This window comes from Sphingomonas rustica (genome assembly GCF_039652585.1).
Lineage (GTDB): Bacteria > Pseudomonadota > Alphaproteobacteria > Sphingomonadales > Sphingomonadaceae > Sphingomonas > Sphingomonas rustica.
On sequence record NZ_JBDIZK010000005.1, the window covers coordinates 30,364 to 52,469 of the forward strand.

Here is a 22,106-nt window from a genome sequence, read left to right on the forward strand (position 1 = left end):
CCTTTCAGATGCTGTGCGTCAGGGCTCAGGCGGGCTGCTTCGTGCGCCAGCTCTCGGCATAGGCGTCGCGCGCCACTTCCGAATAGGGAACCGGGCTGACGACCGCCTTGATCTCGGTCTGGACGTGACGCTCGACCGTCGGCTTGCGCGTGCCGCCATCGGGCTCGCCCCACAACAGGGTCACCTCGGTGCCAGGCTCGGCGAACTTCTCGTCCACCATCGCCAGGGTCAGCATGCGCCCCTCGTTCCAGCTATAGCCGACCCAGGTCGACAGGCCGATCGTCTGACCGTCGACCAGGACGCAGTCATAGGGATGCATCGAATAGACCGCGGAGGGGAATTCGAAATGCTTGGCGCGGTCGCCCTTGCTGAACATCGAGCTCATCACCCGCAGCACGTCTTCGTTGTCGAGCGCCAGCGTCACCTTGCGGCGGTGCGGACCCTCGGCCATCTTCTCGAGCGCTTCGCGACCGATGAAGTCGTGGTCGAACTTGACGAACGGGCCATAGCCCAGGTCCCAGGGCGTCAGGTAATAATCCTCGACGCTGGCGCCGACGAAGCTGCCACCGATCGATGCCTTGGCTTCATAGGAGGTGTCGGGCAGCCATTCGCGATACGCCTTCAGGCTCTCGCCGGTGTAGATCGCCGGCAGCGGCGACGGAATCCAGCCCGACTCCAGCGTGTTCGACGAATAGGTGCGACCGCCGACCAGCTTCATGTCGAAGTCCTTGCCGGCCTCGACCAGCGCGCTGTGCACCGCCCGATAATCCTCCCACGGGCCGAACAGTTCGTAGCCCGGCTGGCCGGCCATGCCGTGACGCAGTGCGCGGACATCCTTGCCGGCGATCTTGAGCGTGGTCATGTTGAAGAACTTGAGCTGCGGCACTTCGCCGCCGACTGCCTTCTCCATGACCTTGAAGGCGTTGGGCCCCTGAACCTGGAAGCGGTACGACTTGCGGACGCCGTCGCTGCGCATCGCGGTGCGTTCGTCGCGCTCGACCGTGACGTCCCACTTGCCGGTCGCCGCGTGATATTCGATCCACTCGATGCACGGCGCGCGGCCGACTAGGTTGAACGAATTCTCGGCAAGGTAGAACAGGATACCGTCGCCGATGACATAGCCTTCGGGGGTGACCGGCACCCACTGCTTGGCCTTGTCGACGGTGAAGCCCTTGAAGCTGTTCACGCCCAGATAGTTGAGCAGTGCGAAAGCGTCCGGTCCCTCGATCGCGAGATCGACCATGTGATAGGACTGGTTGAACAGGACGGCGCTGTGCTGCCAGGCCCATTGTTCTTCGCGCCAGTTGGAATATTCGGCCGGGACGCCCGGATAGGCATTCGGGCCGGTCTGCTGGTTGCGCAGCAGATCGACGATGTCGCCTGCCTGGCCGAGAACCTGTTCAAGAGAGCTCATGGTCATCCTTTCGCTTGATTATGTCTATTGTCCGAGCCAGCGGCGCAGCGCGGCGGTAACTGCCTCCGGCGCTTCCACCGGTGCCATGTGGCCGCTGTTCTCGAAGATCGTGAGATCGCTTCCGCGGATCGCCGCGGCGATGTCCCGGTGCTGCTCGACCGGGCTCCATTGATCCTGCCGTCCTACCCCGATCAGCGTCGGTACGGCGATGTTCGGCAGCACGTCGCGCGGATCGGCGCGAGTCAGAAGCGCGTCGATCTGCGCCTCGAACATCGCCAGTCCGCCGCGACGGCACATCGCGCGCAGCGGCTCGACGATGTCGGCGGCCTCGCGGTGCGCGGGCATCAGCATCGGCGGCAGCCACGCATCGATCAGCGCCTCGACGCCCTGAATCCGGCCAAGGTCGCGCTGGGCATGACGCTTGTCCGCCTCCCCGGGCCTCACCGGATGGATGCCGGTATCGAGCAATGCGAGCCGCTCGACCCGCTCCGGCACCTGCCGCATGATTTCCAGCGCCACGCGTGCGCCCATCGAGTGCCCGGCCAGCGCGAAGCGCGGCGGCGCGATCGCCAGCGTGCGGGCCGCCATTTCGGTCAGGGTGCGGGCGTCGCCATAGTCGGCGACGATGGGTGACAAATGGGCCAGCGAGTCGAGTTGCGGCGCCCAGATGGCGCGGTCGCACCACAATCCCGGCAACAGCAGCATGGTCGAGGTTTCGTTCGCACTCATGAAAACTTCATATAGACGAAACGCGGACGCTCCGCTAGACGAAATGTCCGACGATAAGCGAATGGAAGAATGCCGATCATGGGGAGCAGCGAAGCCGAAGCGCGCATCGACCTCCCCGACGTGCGACCGTCGATCCTGATCGACGGCACCGCGCTGGCCGCCGGCCTCGTCACCCGGATCGCTGCTGACGTCGCAACGATGGTTCGCACGACGGGGGTCACGCCGGGCCTTGCCGTCGTCCTGGTCGGGCGCGATCCGGCAAGCGACATCTATGTCAGGCGCAAGATCGCACAGACCGGGAAAGCCGGCATGCGATCGTTCGAGCATCGGCTGTCGGAGGAAACCAGCGAGGCGGAGTTGCTGGCGCTGATCGGGCAGCTGAACGCCGATGATGCGGTTCACGGCATCCTGGTCCAGCTTCCCCTGCCCGCGCAGATCGACGCGGGCGCGGTACTGGACGCGATCGCACCGGCCAAGGATGTCGACGGCTTTCACCCGGTCAATGTCGGACGGCTGTCGACCGGCACAGGCGGGCTGGTACCGTGCACGCCGCTGGGCTGCATGATGCTGCTCGACACCGTGATCGAGGAGTATCGCGGCCTGAAAGCGGTCGTCATCGGCAAGTCGAACATCGTCGGCAAGCCGGTCGCGCTGCTGCTGCTCGAGCGCGAATGCACCGTCACCGTGACGCACATCGCCACCCGCAACCTGCCGGACATCGTGCGGGGTGCCGATATCGTCGTCGCGGCGGCGGGCAGCCCGGCTCTGGTCCGCGGCGACTGGATCAAGCCCGGTGCGGTCGTGATCGATGTCGGCATCAACCGCGTTCCCCGTGAGGATGGCGGCACCCGCATCGTCGGCGATGTCGTGACCGCCGAACTGGGCCATGCGCGCGCCGTCACCCCGGTGCCCGGCGGCGTCGGGCCGATGACGATCGCATGCCTGCTCGCGAATACCTTGCAGGCGGCGGGTGATCTGGTGTCTGGCTCGCGACCATCACATCGCCGGCAAGCCGGCTGACGGGAGCCCCGGATCGATGGACGCGCGCCAGACCCTGTTGAAATCCCCGCTGCATTGGCGCCAGATCGCAACGATCGCGCTGTGCATCTTCCTCAACGCGCTCGACGGCTTCGACGTGCTGTCGATCAGTTTCGCGGCCCCCGGCATCGCGGGCGAATGGGGCGTCGACCGCGCGGCGCTGGGCATCGTGCTGTCGATGGAGCTGATCGGCATGGCGCTGGGCGCGGTCCTGATCGGACAGGTCGCCGACCGGATCGGCCGTCGCCCCGTCCTTCTGGGATGCCTTGCCGCGATGGCTGCCGGCATGGCGCTGGCAGGCCGGGCGCACTCGATCGAGGCGCTCTCCTTCTGGCGGCTGCTTACCGGCATCGGGATCGGCGGCATGCTCGCCACGATCAGCGCGACGGTCGCGGAGGCGTCGAACGCGCGCCGCCGCAACCTGGCGGTCGCGCTGATGTCGTGCGGCTATCCGATCGGCGCGGTGATCGGCGGGTCGATTGCAGCCGGCTTGCTGGTGACGCACGACTGGCGCGCGGTGTTCGAGTTCGGTGCGCTGGCGACCGCGGCCTGCCTTCCGATCGCGTGGTGGCTGATACCGGAGTCGATCGAGTTCCTGCTGTCGCGCGGGCGTCCTGCGGATCTGGCGCGGGCCGACCGGATCATGGCGCAGCTCGGCCATTCGAGTTACGATCGCGCGGCACCCTCTGCCCCCGCATCGCGCGCGCCGCGCGGCGCCGTGTGGCGCGGTGCGCTGGCGCGGACGACGATCATCCTGACGCTCGCCTATTTCGCGCACATCATGACCTTCTACTTCCTGGTGAAGTGGATCCCCAAGGTCGTGGTCGACATGGGCTTCCCCGCATCGTCGGCGGGCGGCGTGCTGGTCTGGACCAATGTCGGCGGCGCGGCTGGCGCGTTGCTGTTCAGCGCGCTGGTGACGGCATTCGACGTCCGTCGGCTGACGATCGCGTTCCTGATCCTGTCGGGCGGCGCGGTCATGCTGTTCGGCCAGAGCCCGGGCGACCTCACCCATCTGTCGCTCTATGCGGCGATCGCCGGCTTCTGCACAAACGCCGTCATCATCGGCATCTATGCGCTGACCGCCGCCAGCTTCCCGGCCGAGCAGCGCGCCAGCGGGGTCGGCGCGGTCATCGGCATAGGCCGGGGCGGCGCGGCGCTGGGGCCGATCGTCGCGGGGTTCCTGTTCGCCGGCGGCTGGAGCCTGCCGGTCGTCGCCCTCGCCATGGGGCTCGGTTCACTGGTCGGCGCCGCGGCGCTGGTCACGCTTTCGCATCGCGCCACCCCATGACGGCGCCATCCACCTCACTCGCTCAAGGGGCCCTCATGTCGTCCGAGAACATCATTACCCTGTCCAGCAAGGATCGTCCCGGAATCGTCGCTGCCATCACGACCGCGCTGGCGGACAGCGGCGCGAACATCCGCGAGGCACAGCAATATAACGACGTGCCGACCGACCGCTTCTTCATGCGGGTCGTGTTCGACATCGAGGACGGCGCGGTCGCCGGGCTGCGCGAACGGCTGGCCGGGCCGGTCGAGAGCTTCGAGCTGGACCTCACGCTGCGGCCGCGCGACCAGCGCAAGCGCGTCCTGATCCTGGTGTCGAAATTCGATCACTGCCTGGGCGACCTGCTGTACCGCAACCGTCTGGGCGAACTGCCGATGGACATCGTCGGGATCATCGGCAACCACCCGCGCGAGGCGCTGACGATCTCGCTGATCGGCGACGTGCCGTTCCACCACCTGCCGGTGACCCAGGAAACCAGGTCGCAGCAGGAAGCGCAGATCAAGCGGCTGGTGGACGAAACGGGTGCCGACCTGGTGGTGCTGGCCCGCTATATGCAGATCCTGTCCGACGACCTGGCGCAGTTCCTGGCGGGGCGGTGCATCAACATCCACCACAGCTTCCTGCCGGGCTTCAAGGGGGCCAAGCCCTATCATCAGGCGCATGACCGCGGGGTCAAGCTGATCGGTGCAACGGCGCACTTCGTGACTGCCGACCTCGACGAAGGTCCGATCATCGAACAGGATGTCGAGCATATCGGCCATACCGACACGCCCGACGATCTGGTCCGCAAGGGCCGCGACATCGAACGGCGCGTCCTTGCCAGCGCGGTGCGGCTCTATGTCGAGGATCGGATTTTGCTGAACGGCAGCAAAACGGTCGTCTTCAAGCACTGATCCGTGACCGACAGGTTCATCAGCATCGGCGTCCGCGACGCCGAGGTGACTGCCGATATCGGCATGCTCGCCCACGAGATCGGCCGGCCGCAACTGCTCAGGATCAGCGGGACGCTGCGGATCCGGATGCCGGAAGCGGACCGGATCGATTCGACCTTCGACTATAAGCGGATGGTCGACGCGGCGAAGGCGCTCGGCACCCATCGCATCGCGCTGATCGAGACCTTCGGTCGCCTGCTTGCCGAGGCGTGTCTCGAGGATCCGAAGATCGAGGCGGTCGAGATCCTGATCGAGAAACCGAATGCGCTGCCCAGCGGGACGGCCTTCGCGCGGGTCGCGCTGGACCGCACCGGCGCGAATGCCGACGCCTTATCGGCCGGCGGGCTCGCCTGACCGGGTCATGGCCATCAACTGCTGACGAAGCCAGGACAGCCCACGGTCGTCGGCGCGGGCGCTGTGAAACTGCATCATCTCGCGCATGACCGGCAGCGGGAATGGCGCTTCCTGGATCGTGAGCGACAATTGCTCGGCAAATTCACGCGCCAGGCGCTCGTGCATCAGTGCGAGGCGCGTGGTGCCGGGCAGCATCCAGGGAACCTGGGTGAACGACGCGCAGATCACCTCGATCCGGCGCTGCTCGCCACTGCCGCGCAGGAAATTGTCGATGAAGGTGCCATCGCGCGAGACGCTCACGACGACGTGACCGCTGGCATAGAAGCTCTCGGCATCCAGCGGCCGCTGCAACGCGGGATTGCTCGCGCACCCGACGACCACATGCTTCTCCTCGAACACCAGTTCGCGCGGATGAACCGGGCTGAGGAACTGTTCCGGTGAGATGATGATGTCGATCTCGCCATCATCGAGCTGTTCGAGAATGTCCGACCGCGGCAAGGTGATCTCGATCTGGATTCCCGGTGCCTCGCGCTGGAGCGACCGCAGCGCGGGACCGATCAGTACCGTCGTGATATAGTCCGAGGCGACGATGCGGAACCGGCGGCGTGATTGCGCCGGATCGAACCGCATGCCGCTGGCCAGGATGCCGCGCAGGTTCAGCACCGCCGCGGCGACATGCGGCGCGAGCGACAACGCACCAGGCGTCGGCACCATCCGTTTCCCGTGCTGGACCAGGATATCGTCGGCGAACGCCTCGCGCAGCCGCTTGAGCGCCGCGCTCATCGCCGACTGGGTGAGGTTGAGCCGCTCCGCCGCGCGGGTGACCCCGCGCTCCTCCATCAGGACATCGAACGCGATCAACAGGTTCAGGTCAAACTGATCGAGACGCATCCATCATTTCCATTTGTGATTTAGCATCAAAACAAATCGTTATGATAATTCGTTCGACCTTGCCACTCCTCATTGCAAGGCGTGCAAAGAAACGCATCCACGGGAGGATAGCATGAAAAGACTGTTGTTGGCGGGGACCGCCGCAATCCTGGCATTGAGCGCGCAGACCGCAGTTGCGCAGGACATGCCGACCGATCCGCAGGACAGCACCCAGGCGAGCGAGGATGCCGGCGACGAAGGCCTTTTCGACATCGTCGTGACTGCCCAGCACCGATCGGAATCGCTGCAGCGCGCAGCAGTGGCTGTTTCCGCGGTCACGGGCGACGACCTGGCTCAGTCCGGCATCACCGAGACCGTCAATCTGGGCAAGCTGGTCCCCTCGCTCGTCGTGCAGCCCACCGGCGGCACCACGAGCTTCTTCCTGCGCGGGGTCGGCACCAATTCGCAGAATTCCTTCTCGGAAAATGCGGTCGCCTATAACTTCAACGGCGTCTATGTCGGCCGCCCGACCGCGCCGGCGGGTGCCTTCTACGACCTGGAGCGGGTCGAGGTGGTCAAGGGACCGCAGGGCACGCTGTACGGCCGCAACGCGACGGGCGGCGCGATCAACGTCCTGCCGAAACGCCCCGAACTCGGCCGGTTCTCGGGCGAGGGGCTGCTCGAATATGGCAATTACGACAGCAAGAAGGGCTTTCTGGCCCTCAACGTGCCGATCGGCGACATCATGGCGCTGCGGGTCGCGGGACAGATCGTCGATCGCGACGGCTATATTTCCGACGGCTATGACGACGACAAGGGCGAGGCCGTCCGCGCCTCGCTGCTGATCCAGCCGTCCGAACTCTGGTCGATGACGCTCGTCGCCGACTATTACAACCAGCATGGCAAGGGTGCGGGCGCCGTCCTGCTGCCCAATGCCGCGTTCGCCGTGCCCCCGCTCGAAGATCGCGTCAGCATTTCCGATCCGCGCGCGCAGGCCGCGATCCGGGGCTATGCCGCGACGCTGTTCGCACCGCCCTTCTGCGGCGGCCAGGGCGGGTTCGTGACCAGCGGTTGCGTCTCGCTGGCCGGAACCGACGGATTTCTCGACAACAAGTTCTACGGCGTCAGCGCGACGGTCGTCGGCGACCTCGGCTTCGGCACGCTCACGGTCATCCCGGCATGGCGTCGCTCGGACGTGAAGTTCCGCACCTACCTGCCCGGCTTCGCCGGTGACTTTGTCGACCTGGCCGAACAGACCTCGGTCGAGGTTCGGCTGGCATCGAAAGAGAGCCAGAGGCTGCGCTACGTCGTCGGCGCCTTCTATTATGGCGAGAACCAGGCCACCGAGAATTTCTTCCGCCAAGGCAATATCTCGACGACCCGGTTCACCCCGCGCCTGAACACCGAAAGCATCGCGGCGTTCGGTCAGCTGACGTTCGACCTGAGCGACGCCTTCCGCCTCGTTGCCGGTGGCCGCTACACGCGCGAGGACAAGAAGCAGCTCACCTCGACGGCTTCCGGCGGCCTGCCCGGTCCGATCGAGCCGCCGCTCAGCGCGCCGTTCACCGGGAGCCTGAGCTTTGAGAAATTCACCTGGAAGGCAGGCATCGAGCTCGATGCCGGCCCCGCCTCGCTGATCTATGCAAATGTCGCCACCGGCTTCAAATCGGGCGGATTCTTCGTCGCCCAGCCGCCCAACAACACGTTCGAGCCTGAATCGCTGACCGCCTATACGGTCGGGTCGAAGAACCGCTTCCTCGACAACAAGCTTCAGGTGAATATCGAGGCGTTCTACTGGGACTATCGCGACCAGCAGATCACCTATGTCGGCGGCGTGCCCACCGGCAACGGGTTGTTCGGCCAGGGATCGATCACGGTCAACGCGGGCAAGTCGCGCATCTATGGCGCCGAATTCGAGGCCCGGTTCGCACCTACGCGCAACGACCTGTTCAACCTGAACGTCCAGTTCCTCGACGGCAAATATGGCAGCCTGACAACCGCCAACTTCTCGCCGACGGGCGCACCGGTAACGACGGGCTGCGTCACGACGGGCAGCCGCCTGGCCAATCCCGGCGTCAACGGCGCTCGATTCTACGACATCGATTGCTCGGGCAAGCCGACCGTGAACTCGCCGCGCTGGGCCCTGAACCTCGGCTATGAGCGCACCTTCGAACTGACGGGGGACCTGTCGCTGATCGCGGGCGCGCGCGGCAATATCGAGAGCAGCCGCTATCTCGACGCCAATTATCGCGAGGACCAGAAGCAGGACGGGTTCGCGGTTGCCGACGCATTCCTGACGCTGGAAAGCCAGGGCGGGTGGAGCCTGACCGGCTTCATCAACAACATCACCGACGAGGAAATCCTGGCACGCGCGGGGACCCGTCCGATCCTCGATTTCCCGGTCGGCACGCTGCGGCCGCCGCGCACCTATGGCGCCCGCCTGGGCTTCAAGTTCTGATGCGAGCCCGTCTCCTCTCGCTGGTGTCGATCGCGATGGTCTGCGCCTTGCCAGCCGCCGCGCAGCAGGCACCGGCGGGAGGCGACGCATTCATTACCCTGGGCACGATGGGCGGCCCGGTCCCCAGCCCGGATCGATCGCAGCCCGCAAATGCGCTGGTCCATCAGGGGCACGTCTATCTGGTCGATGCCGGCGACGGCGCGGTCCAGCAGCTTGCCAAGGCCGGCATTCAGCTGCCGCGGGTCAGGGCGGTATTTCTCAGCCACCTGCATGCCGATCACACCGGCGGGCTTTCTGCGGTGCTGGCGCTGCGCAACCAGATCAACCTCACCGATCGGCTGACGATCTATGGCCCTCCCGGCACGAGGGAACTCGTCGCCGGAATGGTGGCATCGATGCAACCCGCCGCTCGGGTCGGATATGGCATAACCGGCCAGCCCTGGGCGCCGCCGGCCGATGGCATCACCGTCATCGAAATGTCGGATGGCGAACGGTTTCAGCTGGACGGCATGACCGTCACCACTGCCCAGAACACCCATTACGACTTCGCTGCCGGCAGCGTCGAGGATCGCAACTACAAGTCGCTGTCGTTGCGCTTCGACCTGCCGGGTCGATCGATCGTCTATACCGGCGACACCGGCCCGAGCGCCGCGGTCGAACGGCTGGCAAAGGGCGCCGACCTGCTGGTCAGCGAGATGATCGATCTCGCCGGGACCATGGCCACCGTCACCCGCACGTCTCCCGATATGCCGCCAGCGGCGCGGCAGCAGCTCGAACGGCATCTGTCGACGCATCACCTGACCCCCGACGCGGTCGGGCGGCTGGCCGCCATGGCGGGAGCCAAGGCTGTCGTCATCACTCACTTTGCCGCCGGCACTCCCGATCCTGCGCGCATCCGCGCCGACGTCGCAACAATCCGCGCCCGCTTCGGCGGGCCGATCACGCTCGCCAACGACCTCGACCGCTTCTGAAAGTAATCTCATGCAATCCGGTAACATTCTCATCATCGGCGGCGGCATCGGCGGCCTGACCTCGGCCATCGCATTGCGCGCCCGCGGCTTTGGCGTGACGGTGATCGAACGCGATCCCGAATGGTCGGTCTATGGCGTCGGCATCATCCAGCAGTCGAACGTGATCCGGGCCATGTCGCAGCTCGGCCTGATCGACGAATATGTCTCCGCCGGGGTCGGGTTCGACGCGGTCGAGATCTATGCGCCGAACGGGATGCGAGTTGCACGCGTGCCCTCCCCCAGGCTGGTCGACGGCTACCCGGCCAGCATGGGCATCGGCCGCCGGGCATTGCACAAGATGCTGGGCGATCGCACGATCGCGAGCGGCGCGCAGGTCCTGCTGGGCGTGACCGCCACCGATCTCGAGGACGATGGTGCAGGGGTCGATGTCCGCCTCTCCAACGGCTCGGTCGAACGGTTCGACCTGGTGATCGGCGCCGACGGGGTCTATTCGCAGACGCGGGACAAGATCTTTCCCGATGCGCCCCGCCCCGAATTCACCGGTCAGTCGGTGTGGCGCTACAATCTGCCGCGTCCGGCCGATCTCGACGCGCTTCACGCCTATAACGGTCCGACCGGCGTCGGACTGGTACCGATATCGAACGAGCTGATGTACATCTTCGTCACCACGCCGGAGCCCGACAATCCGCGCTATCCGCGCGAGGGACTGGCGGCGGTGATGCGGTCGAAGATGGCAGGCTGCGCGCCGTTCATCCGCGAATTGTCCGAACAGGTCACCGACGACGAGGGCGTGGTCTATCGTCCCCTCGAGGCGCTGATGATCGACGGACCATGGCACAAGGGCCGGATCGCACTGCTCGGCGACGCGGTTCATGCGACGACGCCGCATCTCGGCCAGGGTGCCGGCATGGCGATCGAGGACAGCCTCGTGCTGGCCGAGGAGCTTGCCCGCCATGACGATATCGATACCGCGCTGACCGCCTATCACGACCGCCGCGTCGATCGCTGCGCCTATATCGTCCGGTCGAGCATCGGCATCTGCATGGGCCAGATCGGTAAGGGACCGCCGGTCGATAACGCCAAGGCGACGCACGAGATGTTCGAGATGGTCGCAAAGCCGATCTGACCCGAAGGAACAGCGACATGAACAGGCAGGCGAGCACCCGACACGGCGTGATCCTGATGCTGACCGCGGTGATGCCGACCATGGCGATCATCGCCCTGGTGCCGGTGCTGCCCTTGTTGCTGCGCGAATTCGCGGCAGTGCCTGGATCGGCGGTGCTGGTGCCGATCGCGCTGACCGTACCGGCACTGTGCGTCGCGCTGTTCTCCCCGCTCGCCGGCTGGCTGTCCGACCGGGTCGGGCGCAAGCGACTGCTGATCGGCGCGCTGCTGGGCTATGCGCTGTTCGGCCTGCTGCCGCTGGTCCTCGACAGCCTGCATGCGATCCTGGCGGCGCGTGTCGCCCTGGGCATGACCGAGGCGATCATCATGACCGTCGCCACCGCGCTGGTCGGCGATTATTTCGAGGGTGAGCGTCGCGAGCGCTGGGTCTCGATCCAGATCGCCACCGCAAGCCTCAGCGCGATCGCGCTGATCGCGGCCGGTGGCGCGCTGGGCGAGGCGCTGGGATCTCGCGGGCCGTTCTGGCTATACCTGCTGGCGTTGCCGGTCGCCGTCGCCGGTACCCTTATCCTCTTCGAGCCAAATCGCTCGCACATCGGCCAGGCAGCCGCCTCCGTACCGGGCGCCGCCCCGGCACGCGGGATTGCCGGCCTGGTCGCGATCACCTTCGGTATCGGCCTGTTGTTCTACACGATCATCGTCCAGCTCGGCCCCGTGATCGAGGCGACCGGGGTCAGCTCCCCGGCCCGGATCGGCCTGGCGGGCGCCGCGGCCAATCTCGGCGTGATGCTGGGGTCGCTGCTGTTCGCGAGGCTCAAGGCGGCGCGTGGCGAGCGATTGCTGTCGCTCGGCCTGCCACTGGTGGCGCTCGGCTATGTCGGTGTCGCGCTGTCGACCGACTTCTACCTCACCGCAGCGTCCGCGGTGGTGATCTCGATCGGCAACGGCCTGATGTTGCCGACGATGCTCGCCTGGGTGCTGCGCCGCCTGCCACCCGAGACCCGCGGCCGGGGCACAGGCATATGGACCGGCGCCTTCTTCCTCGCCCAGTTCGTCGCCCCGATCCTGGCCACGGCGCTGTCCGGGCTGGTTGGCGGGCTTTCGACCACCTTCCTGTTGTTCGCCGCTGCGGCGGCCCTTTCGGCGGGCGTCGCGCTGATGCGCGCGTCCGGCAATCGCATCCAAGGAGCATAAGATGACGACACCCGTTCGCCGCGTCGTGACCGGCCATGATTCCTCGGGCCAGGCAATCATCCAGGAAGACGGTCCGGCTCCCCGCGTCCAGCAGATTGGCGGACCGGCGGGCCCGATGTTCCACGAGATCTGGAACACCCGGGCGACGCCCGCACCGATCGACGCGGCCTCCGGCGAACCTGCCGAGGACGGCATCAAGCTGGCCCCGCCCAAGGGCGGCACCCGCATCCGCGTGCTCGACATCCCGCCCGAAGGCGAGACGATCCGCACCATGTCGCCCGAGGAGGCACGCGCCCATTTCGCCGAGGTCGGCGCGGGCGACGCCTCCGCGCACGACGGAGAGGGCAGCCGCCACGCGCTGATGCATCGCACCGAGACGATCGACTATGGCATCGTGCTGGAAGGCGAGCTGGTGCTGATCCTGGACGAAGGAGAAACCACCGTTGGCGCCGGGGACATCGTTATCCAGCGCGGCACCAATCACGGCTGGTCCAACCGTTCCGACCGCAACTGCCGGATCGCGTTCATCCTGATCGATGGCGCGTTCGATTCCGACCTGAAGCGCTGATGCGGCTGGCCGTCACCGGCGCGGCGGGATTCGTCGGCCGGGCGGTCGTCCGGCATCTGGCGGAAACCCGGCCGGACGTCGAGCTGGTGCTGGCCGACCGCGCATTCGATGCGCCGCAAGCGTTCGAGACGGTCACCGGCGACCTGACCGATCCCGCCATGACCCAGGCCGTTTGCCGCCAGGACATCGATGGCGTGCTTCACCTTGCGGCATTGCCGGGCGGTGCGGCCGAGCGCGATCCCGGCGCATCGCGCTTGGCGAACCTGGAGGTGCCGCTGGCGCTGATCGAGGCCATGCAGGGCCGCAGGCTCGTGATCGCCGGATCGATCGCGGTATTCGGTGCCGCGCTGCCGGCGCATGTCGACGATGCGACACCCCCGGCACCGGACAGCGTCTATGGCACGCACAAGCGCATGGTCGAGCTTGCCTTCGCCGATGCCGTCCGGCGCAACGTGCTGGGCGGCATGGTGCTGCGCCTGCCCGGGATCGTCGCCAGGCCGGCGGCGGCGGGCGGGTTCGGATCGGCGTTTCTCAGCGACGTCTTCCATGCGGCCAGGTCAGGGTCTGCATGCACCCTGCCCGTCGCCCCCGACGCCACCAGCTGGCTGATGTCGGTTCGCACCTGTGCGGCCAATCTGGCCGCCGCTGTCCTGGGCGACGCGAGCCAGCGAGATGCATTGACTCTGCCTGCGCTCCGCGTCCGCATCGGTGACCTGGTGGCGGAGCTGGCGTCCCACGGCGACATCCGCGCGATCGGCCATGTCGAGGAGCCGGCGATCCGGCGCAGCTTCGGCAGCTATCCGTCGCTTGCCACGCCCCGCGCCGATGCGCTGGGCATGCGGCACGACGGCACGCTCCACGCGCTTGTGGAAACCACGCTTGCCGACATCTGACCCTCTGCGAGCCTTCCGGCTGGACGGAAGGACGGCACTCGTCACCGGCCCGACCCGCGGCATCGGCCTGGCGATCGCGCGTCTGTTCGCGAACGCCGGCGCCCGCCTGGTGCTCGCCGATGTGGATCGGCCCGCGTGCGACGCGCTTGCGGAAACGCTGGACGGCATCTCCCTTCCCACCGACGTCGGCGATGCCCGCGCGCTGGATCGGCTTGCCGAGCAGGCAGAAGCGTTGAGCGGCGGCATCGACGTGCTGGTCTGCAACGCCGGAGTCGCCGGGCCCGCCTCGCCGATGCACGCGATCGACGAGGCCGATCGCGACCGGCTCTATGCGGTAAACCTGATGCATCCGATCCGCCTGACGGGCCTGATCGCGCCGCACATGGCCGCGCGAGGACGTGGCAGCATCGTCCTGCTGTCGAGCATCGCCGGACTGCGCGGTACCTCCCACCTCGGACATTACGGGGTCACCAAGGCCGCACTGGCGCAACTCGCGCGCAATCTGGCGGTCGAGTGGGGCCCGTCGGGCGTTCGCGCCAACGCGATCGCCCCCGGCCTGATCCGGACGGAATGGGCCGACGCGATCCTGTCCAGCCCCGAACGCGCCGATCGCCGGCTCGGGCTGACGCCGCTGCGCCGGGCGGGGTCGCCGGAAGAGGTGGCGTCGACCGCCCTGTACCTTGCCAGCGATGCCGGCGGGTTTACCACGGGCCAGACCATCGTGGTCGATGGCGGCACCGTGATTTCGGATGGCAGCTAGCCCGCAACCACCTGCTGGTCGATCACACCGAAGGGCGAGGCACCCTCGCCCGCGCGCATCGTCACGCGACTGCCGAACGACAGGAATTCGGTCTTCGGTCCGCCACCCGCGATCATCTCGATGGCGCGGCGTTCGGAGATGCAGGTCGATCCGACCGTCTCGTGCTCGGGATTGGAGACCGTACCCGATCCGATGATCGTACCCGCCGGCAGCGAGCGCGAGCGCGCGGCATGCGCGATCAGTTCGTGGAAGCCGAACGCCATCGCGACGCCATTGGGGTTGCCGAACCACCGGCCATCGACCTCGACCGTCAGCGGCAGGCAGACCCGGCCGTCACGCCACGCGTCGCCCAGTTCGTCGGGTGTCACCGCAAAGGGCGCGACGCTGCACGCAGGCTTGGCCTGGACCCAGCCGAATCCGGTCTTCATCTCGACCGGGGCGATCGCGCGAAGCGACCAGTCGTTGATGAGCAGCACCAGCCGAACATGCGCCAATGCATCCCGTGCCGCGCATCCCATCGGCACGTCGCCGGTCACGATGCCGAACTCGCCCTCGAAATCGATGCCGTCGGCCTCGCTGGGCATCGGCACGTCATCGGTGGGCGCGATGAACTGGTGGCTCATGCCCTGGTACATCAGCGGCAGATCGGTCTCGATCGGCGCATGGTTGAACGCGCGCTGCATCAGCGCGCCGTGATTGGGAAAGGCCGATCCGTCGAGCCATTGCCAGGCGCGCGGCAGCGGCGCCGCGAAGTCCGCAGGCGAGGCCACCCTGCCCGCCTCTGCGGCTGCCGCTGCAGCGTGCAACGCATCCTGTGCGGCATCCCAGTCGTCGAGCGCCGCCTGCAGCGTCGAATAGCCGGGAACCGTCGCGACGCGGGCTCCATCGAGGCTGACGGCCACCAGCGTGCCGTCACGGCCGCCGTCCTTCACTGTTGCAAGACGCATCGATCGATCCTCGATAAACGGGAAACAGCGGATCCGGCGGTCACATCGTGCACCGGATCCGCGGGTATCGGTTATGCCAGACGGCCGCCCAGCGTATCGGCGAACCAGTCGGCGATATAGTCGCGGCCGAAGCTCATATTGTCGGCGCCGACATGCTCCACGCCGCCTTCGCGCTCGGTGAACAGCTTGAGCTCGCGGCGCGGCGAGTTGACCAGCTGATCATAGCAGTCCTGCGCATAGTCGACGCTGATCTGCCGATCCTTCGCGCCATGCGTGACCAGGAAGGGCACCTTAACCCCGTCCATATGGCCATTGAGGTTCATGTCCTGCGCGCGGGCGAGGAAATCGTCCATGTCCCTTGCGCCGAACGCCCACATGACATGCGCCCAATAATGCGGCACCGGATTCTCGCCCTCGCGCTTCAGCCGCTTCTGCTGCACCTCGGCCCAATTGTGGTTCGCCCCCCAGCATGCGCCGGACGCGAAGCGGGGTTCATAGGCGACCGCGCGCGGGGCGAAATGACCGCCGAGCGAAATACCGGTCATGCCGATCCGCGCGGGATCGACGTCGCCCTGCGTCTCGAGCCAGTCGATCGCCTTGCTCGCCCAGGTCTCGCTATGCGGATCGACCGGCAGGTCCTGCAGCCGCAGTGCCTCGCCGCTGCCCGGCTGATCGACGCTGAGCGTCGAGATGCCGCGTCGCGCCAGCGCCTCTGGCAGCCGCGACCAGTAGAGCAGTTCCTTGCAGCTATCGAGACCGTTGCAATAAACGACGACCGGATGAGGGCCCGGCCCTGGCGCGCGGGTGTACAGCGCGGGCATCGTCCCGGTCTCGAGCGGAATCTCGACGCGCTCGCGGTTGATCGAGCCGAGCGTCGTCGAACGATCGAAGGTGGTGCGCGCCTTGGCATAGGTTTCGTGCCGGCCGGGATGGCCATGGCCCTGCATCCGCTCGGCGACGAACAGGTACAGCGAGGCCCGTTCCAGCTTGTCGGAGGCGGAGAAGCCGCGCCCTGCGGCCGCATCCTCGTCCGCCAGGCCGATCAGGCGATCGGCCATCTCGACCCATTTGGCCATGAACTGGGGCGTACCGGCATCCGCGCCCGAAGCCGCCGCGTCGCGGATCGGCTGGCACATATCGACGATCTCGCCGATGCGTCCCCCGCTCTCCAGCGCGATCGCGACCGACAGGTTCCAGATATAGTTCGGGAAATATTCGAACAATGCCATGGTCTTATGCCTCTACCGGCTGGAACAGGCCCTTGTCGGCCTCGGGATGCGGCATCGTCTGGGGTCCGCCGACGCCGACGCCCCACTGATCCATGATCTGCGGTCCGGGGACATGCACCTTGTCGACATGATTTTCGAAATCCACCTCTTCCAGACCCGAGGTATATTCGACGGCGAAGCCGTTGGGCGTCGTGAAGTAGCTGAACGTGTTGTCGCCCGCGGTGTGGCGGCCCGGACCCCACAGGATGTCGGTGCCCTTCTTCCGCAACCGGCTGATGCCGCGCATCATGTCGTCGACCGTCAGCACGTCGTATGCGACATGGTTCAGGCACGCCGGTCCCGGCAGCAATGCCAGCCGGTGGTGCGCGCTGTTGCAGCGCAGGAAGCACATGAAGTCGCCGAGCCAGTCGCTGACCCGCAGTCCGAGCACGTCGACGAAGAAGGTCACCATCGCCTTGTGATCGGGCGAGTGAAGGACGATGTGGCTGATCTTCTGCGGGATGCCGTCCCAGCGGACCATCTCGCGAGCTGTGCCGCGCGCGACGTCGCTCGAAATCTCGAACGGCAGGCCGTCGGGTGAGAAGAAGCGGAAGCCATAGCCGCCGCCCGGCGTGGTCAGGTCGCGTGGCGGGAAGATGATGGTGCAGCCTGCGCCGATCACCTTGTCGTGAAGCGCGTCGACGTCGCCGCGGCTGTCGGTCGCGAGTGCGATGACGTCGACCCGCTTCTCATCGGCCTTGCGCAGGCGGACGACGTGATGCTCGCCATCACCCTCGGTGGCGAAATAGGACATGCCGTCCTGCTCGGCGACCTCCTTCAATCCCCAGACATCGCGATAAAAGCCATGTTCTGCTTCAAAGTCGGTGACGGCGTAGCCGACATAGCGGATTTCGGTGACGCGGCTCATGACGATCCTGCTCCAGATGGTGCCCGACCGCTGCCGGGCGTTGCGTAGCTCCATCTATCCCTGTCACGCACGATTGAAAAAATGATTGTTCGAATTTATTTCGATCCATCTGATGAATGGAAGCGGGCAATGCGTTTCAAGGGACTGGACCTGAACCTGCTGGTCGCGTTCGACGCGCTCATGGCGGACCGGAGCGTGTCGCGCGCCGCGGAACGGGTGAATCTCAGCCAGCCGGCGATGAGCAACGCGCTGTCCCGGCTGCGAAGCTATTTCAGCGATGACCTGCTGATCGCGCACAACAAGCGGATGTACGCCACCCCCTTTGCCGAAACGCTGCTGCCGCAGGTGAGGTCGGCGCTGGCGATGATGGAAGGCGTGGTTGCGACGTCCCGCCATTTCGAACCCGCGACGTCGGTCCGCACCTTTCGCGTGATGACCTCGGACTATATCGCCACGGCGGTATTGTTTCCGATCATCACCCGCCTCGCCGCCGTCGCGCCGGGCGTGCGGATCGAGTTGCTCCTGCCCAGCCAGCGTCGCATCGAAATGCTGGAAAGCGGGGACATCGACCTGCTCATCACGCTTCAGCCCTATGTCACGCCCAGCCTGCCGTCCGACTTTCTGCTGGAGGACAAATACTGGCTGGTCGGGCGTGCCGGGCATCCCGCGCTGGGCGAGTCCGTGACGCTGGAGGCGATGCTGGCCTATGGCCATGTGCTCGTCGCGATCGGTGAGGAACGGCTGCCCAGCTTCGGCGACGCCCATCTGGACCGGATCGGGATCCAGCGCCGCGTGGCCATGACGGCACCCAATTTCGCAATGCTGCCATGGCTTCTGCAGGAATCGGACTGGCTCACCTTGATGCAGGGAAGGCTTGCCCAGTTGATGGCGCGAAACTTCCAGATCGCGCTGGCACCGCCGCCCGTCGCCATCCCCCCGCTGGTGGAGATGGCGCAATATCATGTCACCCGCGCAAACGATCCGGGCCTGCGCTGGCTGATCGACACGATCAGGAGCCAGGCCGACGAAGTCGCCTGAGCGCTAGCCATCCACAACTTCGCGGTTATGATATTTGCACATGCATGAAAAACTGCCATCTGCCCCCGACAGAAACCGGAGGCCAAGATGACGATCGACGTGACGCATGTAGGAAGTCTTCCCCGGGGCGACGAACTCACCCCCCTTCTGCTCGCGCGCGACAAGGGCGACCCCTATGACGCGGACCGCTTCGATACGCTGGTCCAGGCAGCGGTGGACGATGCGGTGGCGCGCCAGGTGGACAGCGGCGTCAGCATCGTCAGCGACGGCGAACTCGGCAAGGTGGGCTATTCGACCTACATGATCGAGCGACTGGAAGGCTTTGGCGGGCATGTCGATCGCAAGCCCGCTGCGGACCTTGCGGCGCATCCCGATCTTGCGCGCAAATTGTCCGCGATCATGGGCAGCCAGGAATTCACCCGCGCCTCGTGCATCGGCCCGGTCCGGCTGCGCACGCTGGCACCGCTGCACGACGACATCCGCCGCTTCCGCCATGCGATGAGCCATGCGGGTGCGGCGCGAGGCTTCATGAACGCCGCCAGCCCCGGGCTGATCACCGCGTTCCAGGTGAATCGCCACTATCCTACGCACGAGGCCTATCTCGCCGACATCGTCGATGCGATGCGCGAGGAATATGAGGCGATCATCGCCGCGGGCTTCGACCTGCAGCTCGACTGCCCCGATCTCGCAATGTCGCGACACACCGGCTATCAGGATCAGAGCGACGAGACGTTCCTGCGCACCGCAGCCGCCAATGTCGACGCCCTGAACGCGGCGACCGCCAACATCCCAGCCGACCGGATGCGGATGCATGTCTGCTGGGGCAATTACGAAGGCCCGCACGACTGCGACATCGCACTGGAAAAGGTGATCGACATCATCATCGCCGCGCGCCCGTCGACGATCCTGTTCGAAGCGGCCAATCCCCGCCACGAGCATGAATGGACGGTGTGGCGCGATGGCGGGCTGCCCGACGACAAGATCCTGGCGCCCGGTCTTATCGACACCTGTTCCAACTATGTCGAGCATCCCGAACTGATCGCCCAGCGGATCGAGCGCTTTGCAGGTGTCGTCGGCAAGGATCGCGTGATCGCCAGCACCGATTGCGGCTTCGGGACCTTCGCCGGTTACGGCAAGATCGACCCGGCGGTGACGTGGAAGAAGCTGCGGGCGCTGCGCGAAGGCGCCGACATCGCCGAGGCCCGCCTGTGAGCGTCGAGGCCGCCGGGTCCGATCGGCGCGCCGTCGAACAGGACTGCGCCAGGCTGATCGCGCGCTATGCCAATCTGAACGACGCAGGCGATTGGGACGCCGTGGGGTCGCTCTACGCCCCGGAGGGGCGGATGTGCCGCCCGACGGCGCCCGACCTGTGGATCGAGGGCCGCGAGGCGATCCTGGACGCGTTCCGATCGCGCCCGCACCGCGTGACGCGCCATGTCTGCTCGAACATCGTCATCGACGTGCTCGACCCCGACCATGCTGTGGGAGAGTCGGCGATGCTGCTGTTCACCGGGGACGGTCCGCCCAAGGTCGGGTCCTTTCACGACCGCTTCGTCCGGATCGGCGGAGACTGGCGGTTCGCAGAGCGTCGCGGCACGCTGACCTTCTGAACCGCTGGCGAGCCCCGTCGATCCCGAGCCGGCCAACGGTCAGCTCACTCGACCTCATTGAGTTCGCCGCCGGATCATGCCCGGCGGCGAACATCGATCTCAACGCGGCACGATCCCCATCGTGACCTTCAGCATCACCGGGCGATCGGTGAAGTTGAAGCCATAGTCGATCTGGTCGCCGTTCCAGCGCCGCGTCGTCACCCATTTGCCATCGACGAAGCTGCCCTCCTCCGTCCGGATCATCTGTGCCAGCTCGCCCGGCACCGGCTTGGCGAGGCCAAGGCGGACGCGGACATGGGTGCCGGTGACCAGGAAGGTGTCGGGCCCGATCTGCGCCACTACCATGCCGCCGGTGTCCTTGTCGGCCTCGGGATGCTTGTCGATCTTGAACCAGTTCCATTCGGGCTCGCCCATCTGCCACAGGCCATAGTGCGCGCTGATCTTCCAGCGGCCCATCACCGTCGACTGGTCGGCCTCCGGAAAGCCCTTGGCGGTTCCCCAGACCGGGTTCTCGAACGCGATTCGCGCCCAGTCGGACGCCATCGGTTTCAGCAGGCGATAGGGTGCGGCGAACGCTTCGAGCGTGCCGTCGTCGAAGGTCTTGGCGCCGAGCGGATAGTTGAAGAAGCCCGTCGCATCCATGCCGAACGGCGCAAAGCCGATCCCGCCATGGCCCAAGGTCGGCCAGAAGAAGCGGGCATATTCGCTGGCATTGCCAATCTCGGGCACCATCAGCGCATTGTCGGCACGCGCATATTTGTCGAGGAACGAGGCGACCGCGGGGGCATCGCGGGTGTAGATGTCGGGCGCCAGCAGATCGATGTGCGGCGCCGCCACTTTCCATACCGGAATGGCGTTCCAGTTGGGCCCGCCCGACGGACCGACATCGCCATTCTCGTCGGTGAAGGCATTGCCGAGCGCGGCATTGACGTACATCGGCAGCGGCTTGGCCGCCTTCCCCGCCGCCGCGATCTCGTCGATATAGCGGGCGAGATGCCAGGTGTGGAAGAACTGCTCGGCCCTCTTTCCGAACACCTCGGTCCAGCTGCCCGACTTCACCTTCATCGCGCGGACCAGCTCGGACGGAACGGGTCCCTTGAACAGCCGATCCGCTTCAGGCGCGTGATCGCGCTTGAGCGTGTAGCTGCCCGCCTCATTCTCCGGCTGGACCATGATGACAATATTGTCGCGGTCCACCCTGGCCAGATGGGTCATCAGCGCGACGAAGGCGCGCTTGTCCGCCTCCAGCGTATTGCGGCTGTGGGGACTCATCGAATGATGCGCCGTGCCGTCCGCATTCCTCATTCTCGGAAAGCGCTTCGTGTCGCGCTTGACCCATTCGGGAACGTAGGTGTTGCCGGTGTTCTTCCAGGTCGCGAACCACAGCAGGACCAGCCGGACCTTCTGCTCGCGTGCCTGAGCGATCAGCGTGTCGAGGAACGAGAAGTCGAACTTCCCCTCTTCCGGCTCGACCTGTTCCCACGAGATCGGCATCTCCAGCGTGTTGGCGTGCATCGCCGAAATCACCGGCCAGACCTTGGGCAGCTCGGAGGGATAGTTGCTCGAATTGTTCGCTTGGGCACCCAGCATCAGGAACGGGGCGCCGTCGACGATCAGTGCGTGTCTTCCGTTTTTCTCGGCGAGATGCGGAATCTCCTGCGCCACTGCCGAACCAGCCGCGGCTGAGGACAGGGCCAGGCCGGCAGCGATCGCCGCCAGGCGGAGCCACGCTTTGCCGTTGCGAGCCCCGATCGGCCGATCATGGATCCTGTTCATCATCT

At 66.2% G+C, this 22,106-nt stretch carries 21 protein-coding genes; 14 read left to right on the forward strand and 7 right to left on the reverse strand.

Going from position 1 to position 22,106, the window contains the following annotated elements:
* Positions 1–25 precede the first annotated feature (25 nt).
* Together desA and TPR58_RS09525 are read right to left on the reverse strand one after the other, a co-directional pair.
* Positions 26–1,420: a syringate O-demethylase gene (desA, locus tag TPR58_RS09520; protein WP_346246409.1), complete on the reverse strand. Its 1,395-nt coding sequence runs from the start codon at positions 1,418–1,420 to the stop codon at positions 26–28.
* A gap of 18 nt (positions 1,421–1,438) precedes the next feature.
* Complete coding sequence (locus TPR58_RS09525; RefSeq protein WP_346246410.1) at positions 1,439–2,143, reverse strand: alpha/beta fold hydrolase; 705 nt, start codon at positions 2,141–2,143, stop codon at positions 1,439–1,441.
* 78 nt (positions 2,144–2,221) lie between these two features.
* Between TPR58_RS09525 and TPR58_RS09530 the strand changes: the two genes are divergently transcribed.
* Genes TPR58_RS09530 through TPR58_RS09545 form a run of 4 tightly spaced genes read left to right on the forward strand, consistent with a single transcriptional unit; the run spans position 2,222 to position 5,755 of the window.
* On the forward strand, positions 2,222–3,163 hold the full coding sequence (locus TPR58_RS09530) for a bifunctional 5,10-methylenetetrahydrofolate dehydrogenase/5,10-methenyltetrahydrofolate cyclohydrolase (protein ID WP_346246411.1): 942 nt from the start codon (positions 2,222–2,224) through the stop codon (positions 3,161–3,163).
* A 16-nt stretch (positions 3,164–3,179) separates the two neighbouring features.
* Positions 3,180–4,472 (forward strand): MFS transporter, encoded by a 1,293-nt coding sequence (locus TPR58_RS09535; RefSeq protein WP_346246684.1) that lies wholly within the window; start codon positions 3,180–3,182, stop codon positions 4,470–4,472.
* Between the two features lie 35 nt (positions 4,473–4,507).
* Positions 4,508–5,362, forward strand: coding sequence for a formyltetrahydrofolate deformylase (purU, locus tag TPR58_RS09540; RefSeq protein ID WP_346246412.1), 855 nt, complete (start codon positions 4,508–4,510; stop codon positions 5,360–5,362).
* Between the two features lie 3 nt (positions 5,363–5,365).
* Positions 5,366–5,755: a dihydroneopterin aldolase gene (locus TPR58_RS09545; protein WP_346246413.1), complete on the forward strand. Its 390-nt coding sequence runs from the start codon at positions 5,366–5,368 to the stop codon at positions 5,753–5,755.
* Here the strand turns inward: TPR58_RS09545 and TPR58_RS09550 are convergent.
* The gene (locus tag TPR58_RS09550; protein WP_346246414.1) at positions 5,732–6,646 is read right to left on the reverse strand and encodes a LysR family transcriptional regulator; all 915 of its coding nucleotides are present in this window, start codon (positions 6,644–6,646) and stop codon (positions 5,732–5,734) included. The genes TPR58_RS09545 and TPR58_RS09550 overlap by 24 nt on opposite strands.
* A gap of 112 nt (positions 6,647–6,758) precedes the next feature.
* Between TPR58_RS09550 and TPR58_RS09555 the strand changes: the two genes are divergently transcribed.
* The 7 genes from TPR58_RS09555 to TPR58_RS09585 are packed head-to-tail and all read left to right on the forward strand — an operon-like array spanning position 6,759 to position 14,594.
* Complete coding sequence (locus TPR58_RS09555) at positions 6,759–9,083, forward strand: TonB-dependent receptor domain-containing protein (protein WP_346246415.1); 2,325 nt, start codon at positions 6,759–6,761, stop codon at positions 9,081–9,083.
* Entirely contained in the window at positions 9,083–10,054 is a 972-nt protein-coding gene (locus tag TPR58_RS09560) for an MBL fold metallo-hydrolase (RefSeq protein WP_346246416.1), read from the forward strand. Before TPR58_RS09555 ends, TPR58_RS09560 begins: the two co-directional genes overlap by 1 nt.
* Positions 10,055–10,064: 10 nt before the next feature.
* Positions 10,065–11,180, forward strand: a complete 1,116-nt coding sequence (locus tag TPR58_RS09565; RefSeq protein ID WP_346246417.1) for an FAD-dependent oxidoreductase — start codon at positions 10,065–10,067, stop codon at positions 11,178–11,180.
* 17 nt (positions 11,181–11,197) lie between these two features.
* On the forward strand, positions 11,198–12,373 hold the full coding sequence (locus TPR58_RS09570; RefSeq protein WP_346246418.1) for an MFS transporter: 1,176 nt from the start codon (positions 11,198–11,200) through the stop codon (positions 12,371–12,373).
* A gap of 1 nt (position 12,374) precedes the next feature.
* Positions 12,375–12,941, forward strand: a complete 567-nt coding sequence (locus tag TPR58_RS09575; RefSeq protein ID WP_346246419.1) for a cupin domain-containing protein — start codon at positions 12,375–12,377, stop codon at positions 12,939–12,941.
* A complete protein-coding gene (locus TPR58_RS09580) occupies positions 12,941–13,834 on the forward strand; it encodes an NAD-dependent epimerase/dehydratase family protein (RefSeq protein ID WP_346246420.1) in 894 nt (297 codons plus the stop codon). Before TPR58_RS09575 ends, TPR58_RS09580 begins: the two co-directional genes overlap by 1 nt.
* Positions 13,821–14,594 (forward strand): SDR family NAD(P)-dependent oxidoreductase, encoded by a 774-nt coding sequence (locus tag TPR58_RS09585; protein WP_346246421.1) that lies wholly within the window; start codon positions 13,821–13,823, stop codon positions 14,592–14,594. The genes TPR58_RS09580 and TPR58_RS09585 overlap by 14 nt, the downstream gene beginning before the upstream one ends.
* Here the strand turns inward: TPR58_RS09585 and TPR58_RS09590 are convergent.
* From TPR58_RS09590 to TPR58_RS09600, 3 genes are all read right to left on the reverse strand, one after another.
* Complete coding sequence (locus tag TPR58_RS09590) at positions 14,591–15,541, reverse strand: fumarylacetoacetate hydrolase family protein (protein ID WP_346246422.1); 951 nt, start codon at positions 15,539–15,541, stop codon at positions 14,591–14,593. The two genes, TPR58_RS09585 and TPR58_RS09590, sit on opposite strands and share 4 nt — an antisense overlap.
* A gap of 71 nt (positions 15,542–15,612) precedes the next feature.
* A complete protein-coding gene (locus TPR58_RS09595) occupies positions 15,613–16,770 on the reverse strand; it encodes an alpha/beta hydrolase family protein (RefSeq protein ID WP_346246423.1) in 1,158 nt (385 codons plus the stop codon).
* 4 nt (positions 16,771–16,774) lie between these two features.
* On the reverse strand, positions 16,775–17,677 hold the full coding sequence (locus TPR58_RS09600) for a VOC family protein (RefSeq protein WP_346246424.1): 903 nt from the start codon (positions 17,675–17,677) through the stop codon (positions 16,775–16,777).
* Positions 17,678–17,806: 129 nt separating this feature from the next.
* Here TPR58_RS09600 and TPR58_RS09605 point away from each other — a divergent pair, with 129 nt between their 5' ends.
* The 3 genes from TPR58_RS09605 (at position 17,807) to TPR58_RS09615 (ending at position 20,325) form a co-directional block, all read left to right on the forward strand.
* Entirely contained in the window at positions 17,807–18,715 is a 909-nt protein-coding gene (locus TPR58_RS09605) for a LysR family transcriptional regulator (RefSeq protein ID WP_346246425.1), read from the forward strand.
* A gap of 87 nt (positions 18,716–18,802) precedes the next feature.
* Positions 18,803–19,927, forward strand: coding sequence for a cobalamin-independent methionine synthase II family protein (locus TPR58_RS09610; protein WP_346246426.1), 1,125 nt, complete (start codon positions 18,803–18,805; stop codon positions 19,925–19,927).
* The gene (locus TPR58_RS09615; protein ID WP_346246427.1) at positions 19,924–20,325 is read left to right on the forward strand and encodes a nuclear transport factor 2 family protein; all 402 of its coding nucleotides are present in this window, start codon (positions 19,924–19,926) and stop codon (positions 20,323–20,325) included. The genes TPR58_RS09610 and TPR58_RS09615 overlap by 4 nt, the downstream gene beginning before the upstream one ends.
* A 99-nt stretch (positions 20,326–20,424) precedes the next feature.
* Here the strand turns inward: TPR58_RS09615 and TPR58_RS09620 are convergent, their stop codons facing one another.
* A complete protein-coding gene (locus TPR58_RS09620; protein ID WP_346246428.1) occupies positions 20,425–22,101 on the reverse strand; it encodes a DUF5597 domain-containing protein in 1,677 nt (558 codons plus the stop codon).
* Between the last annotated feature and the right edge of the window lie 5 nt (positions 22,102–22,106).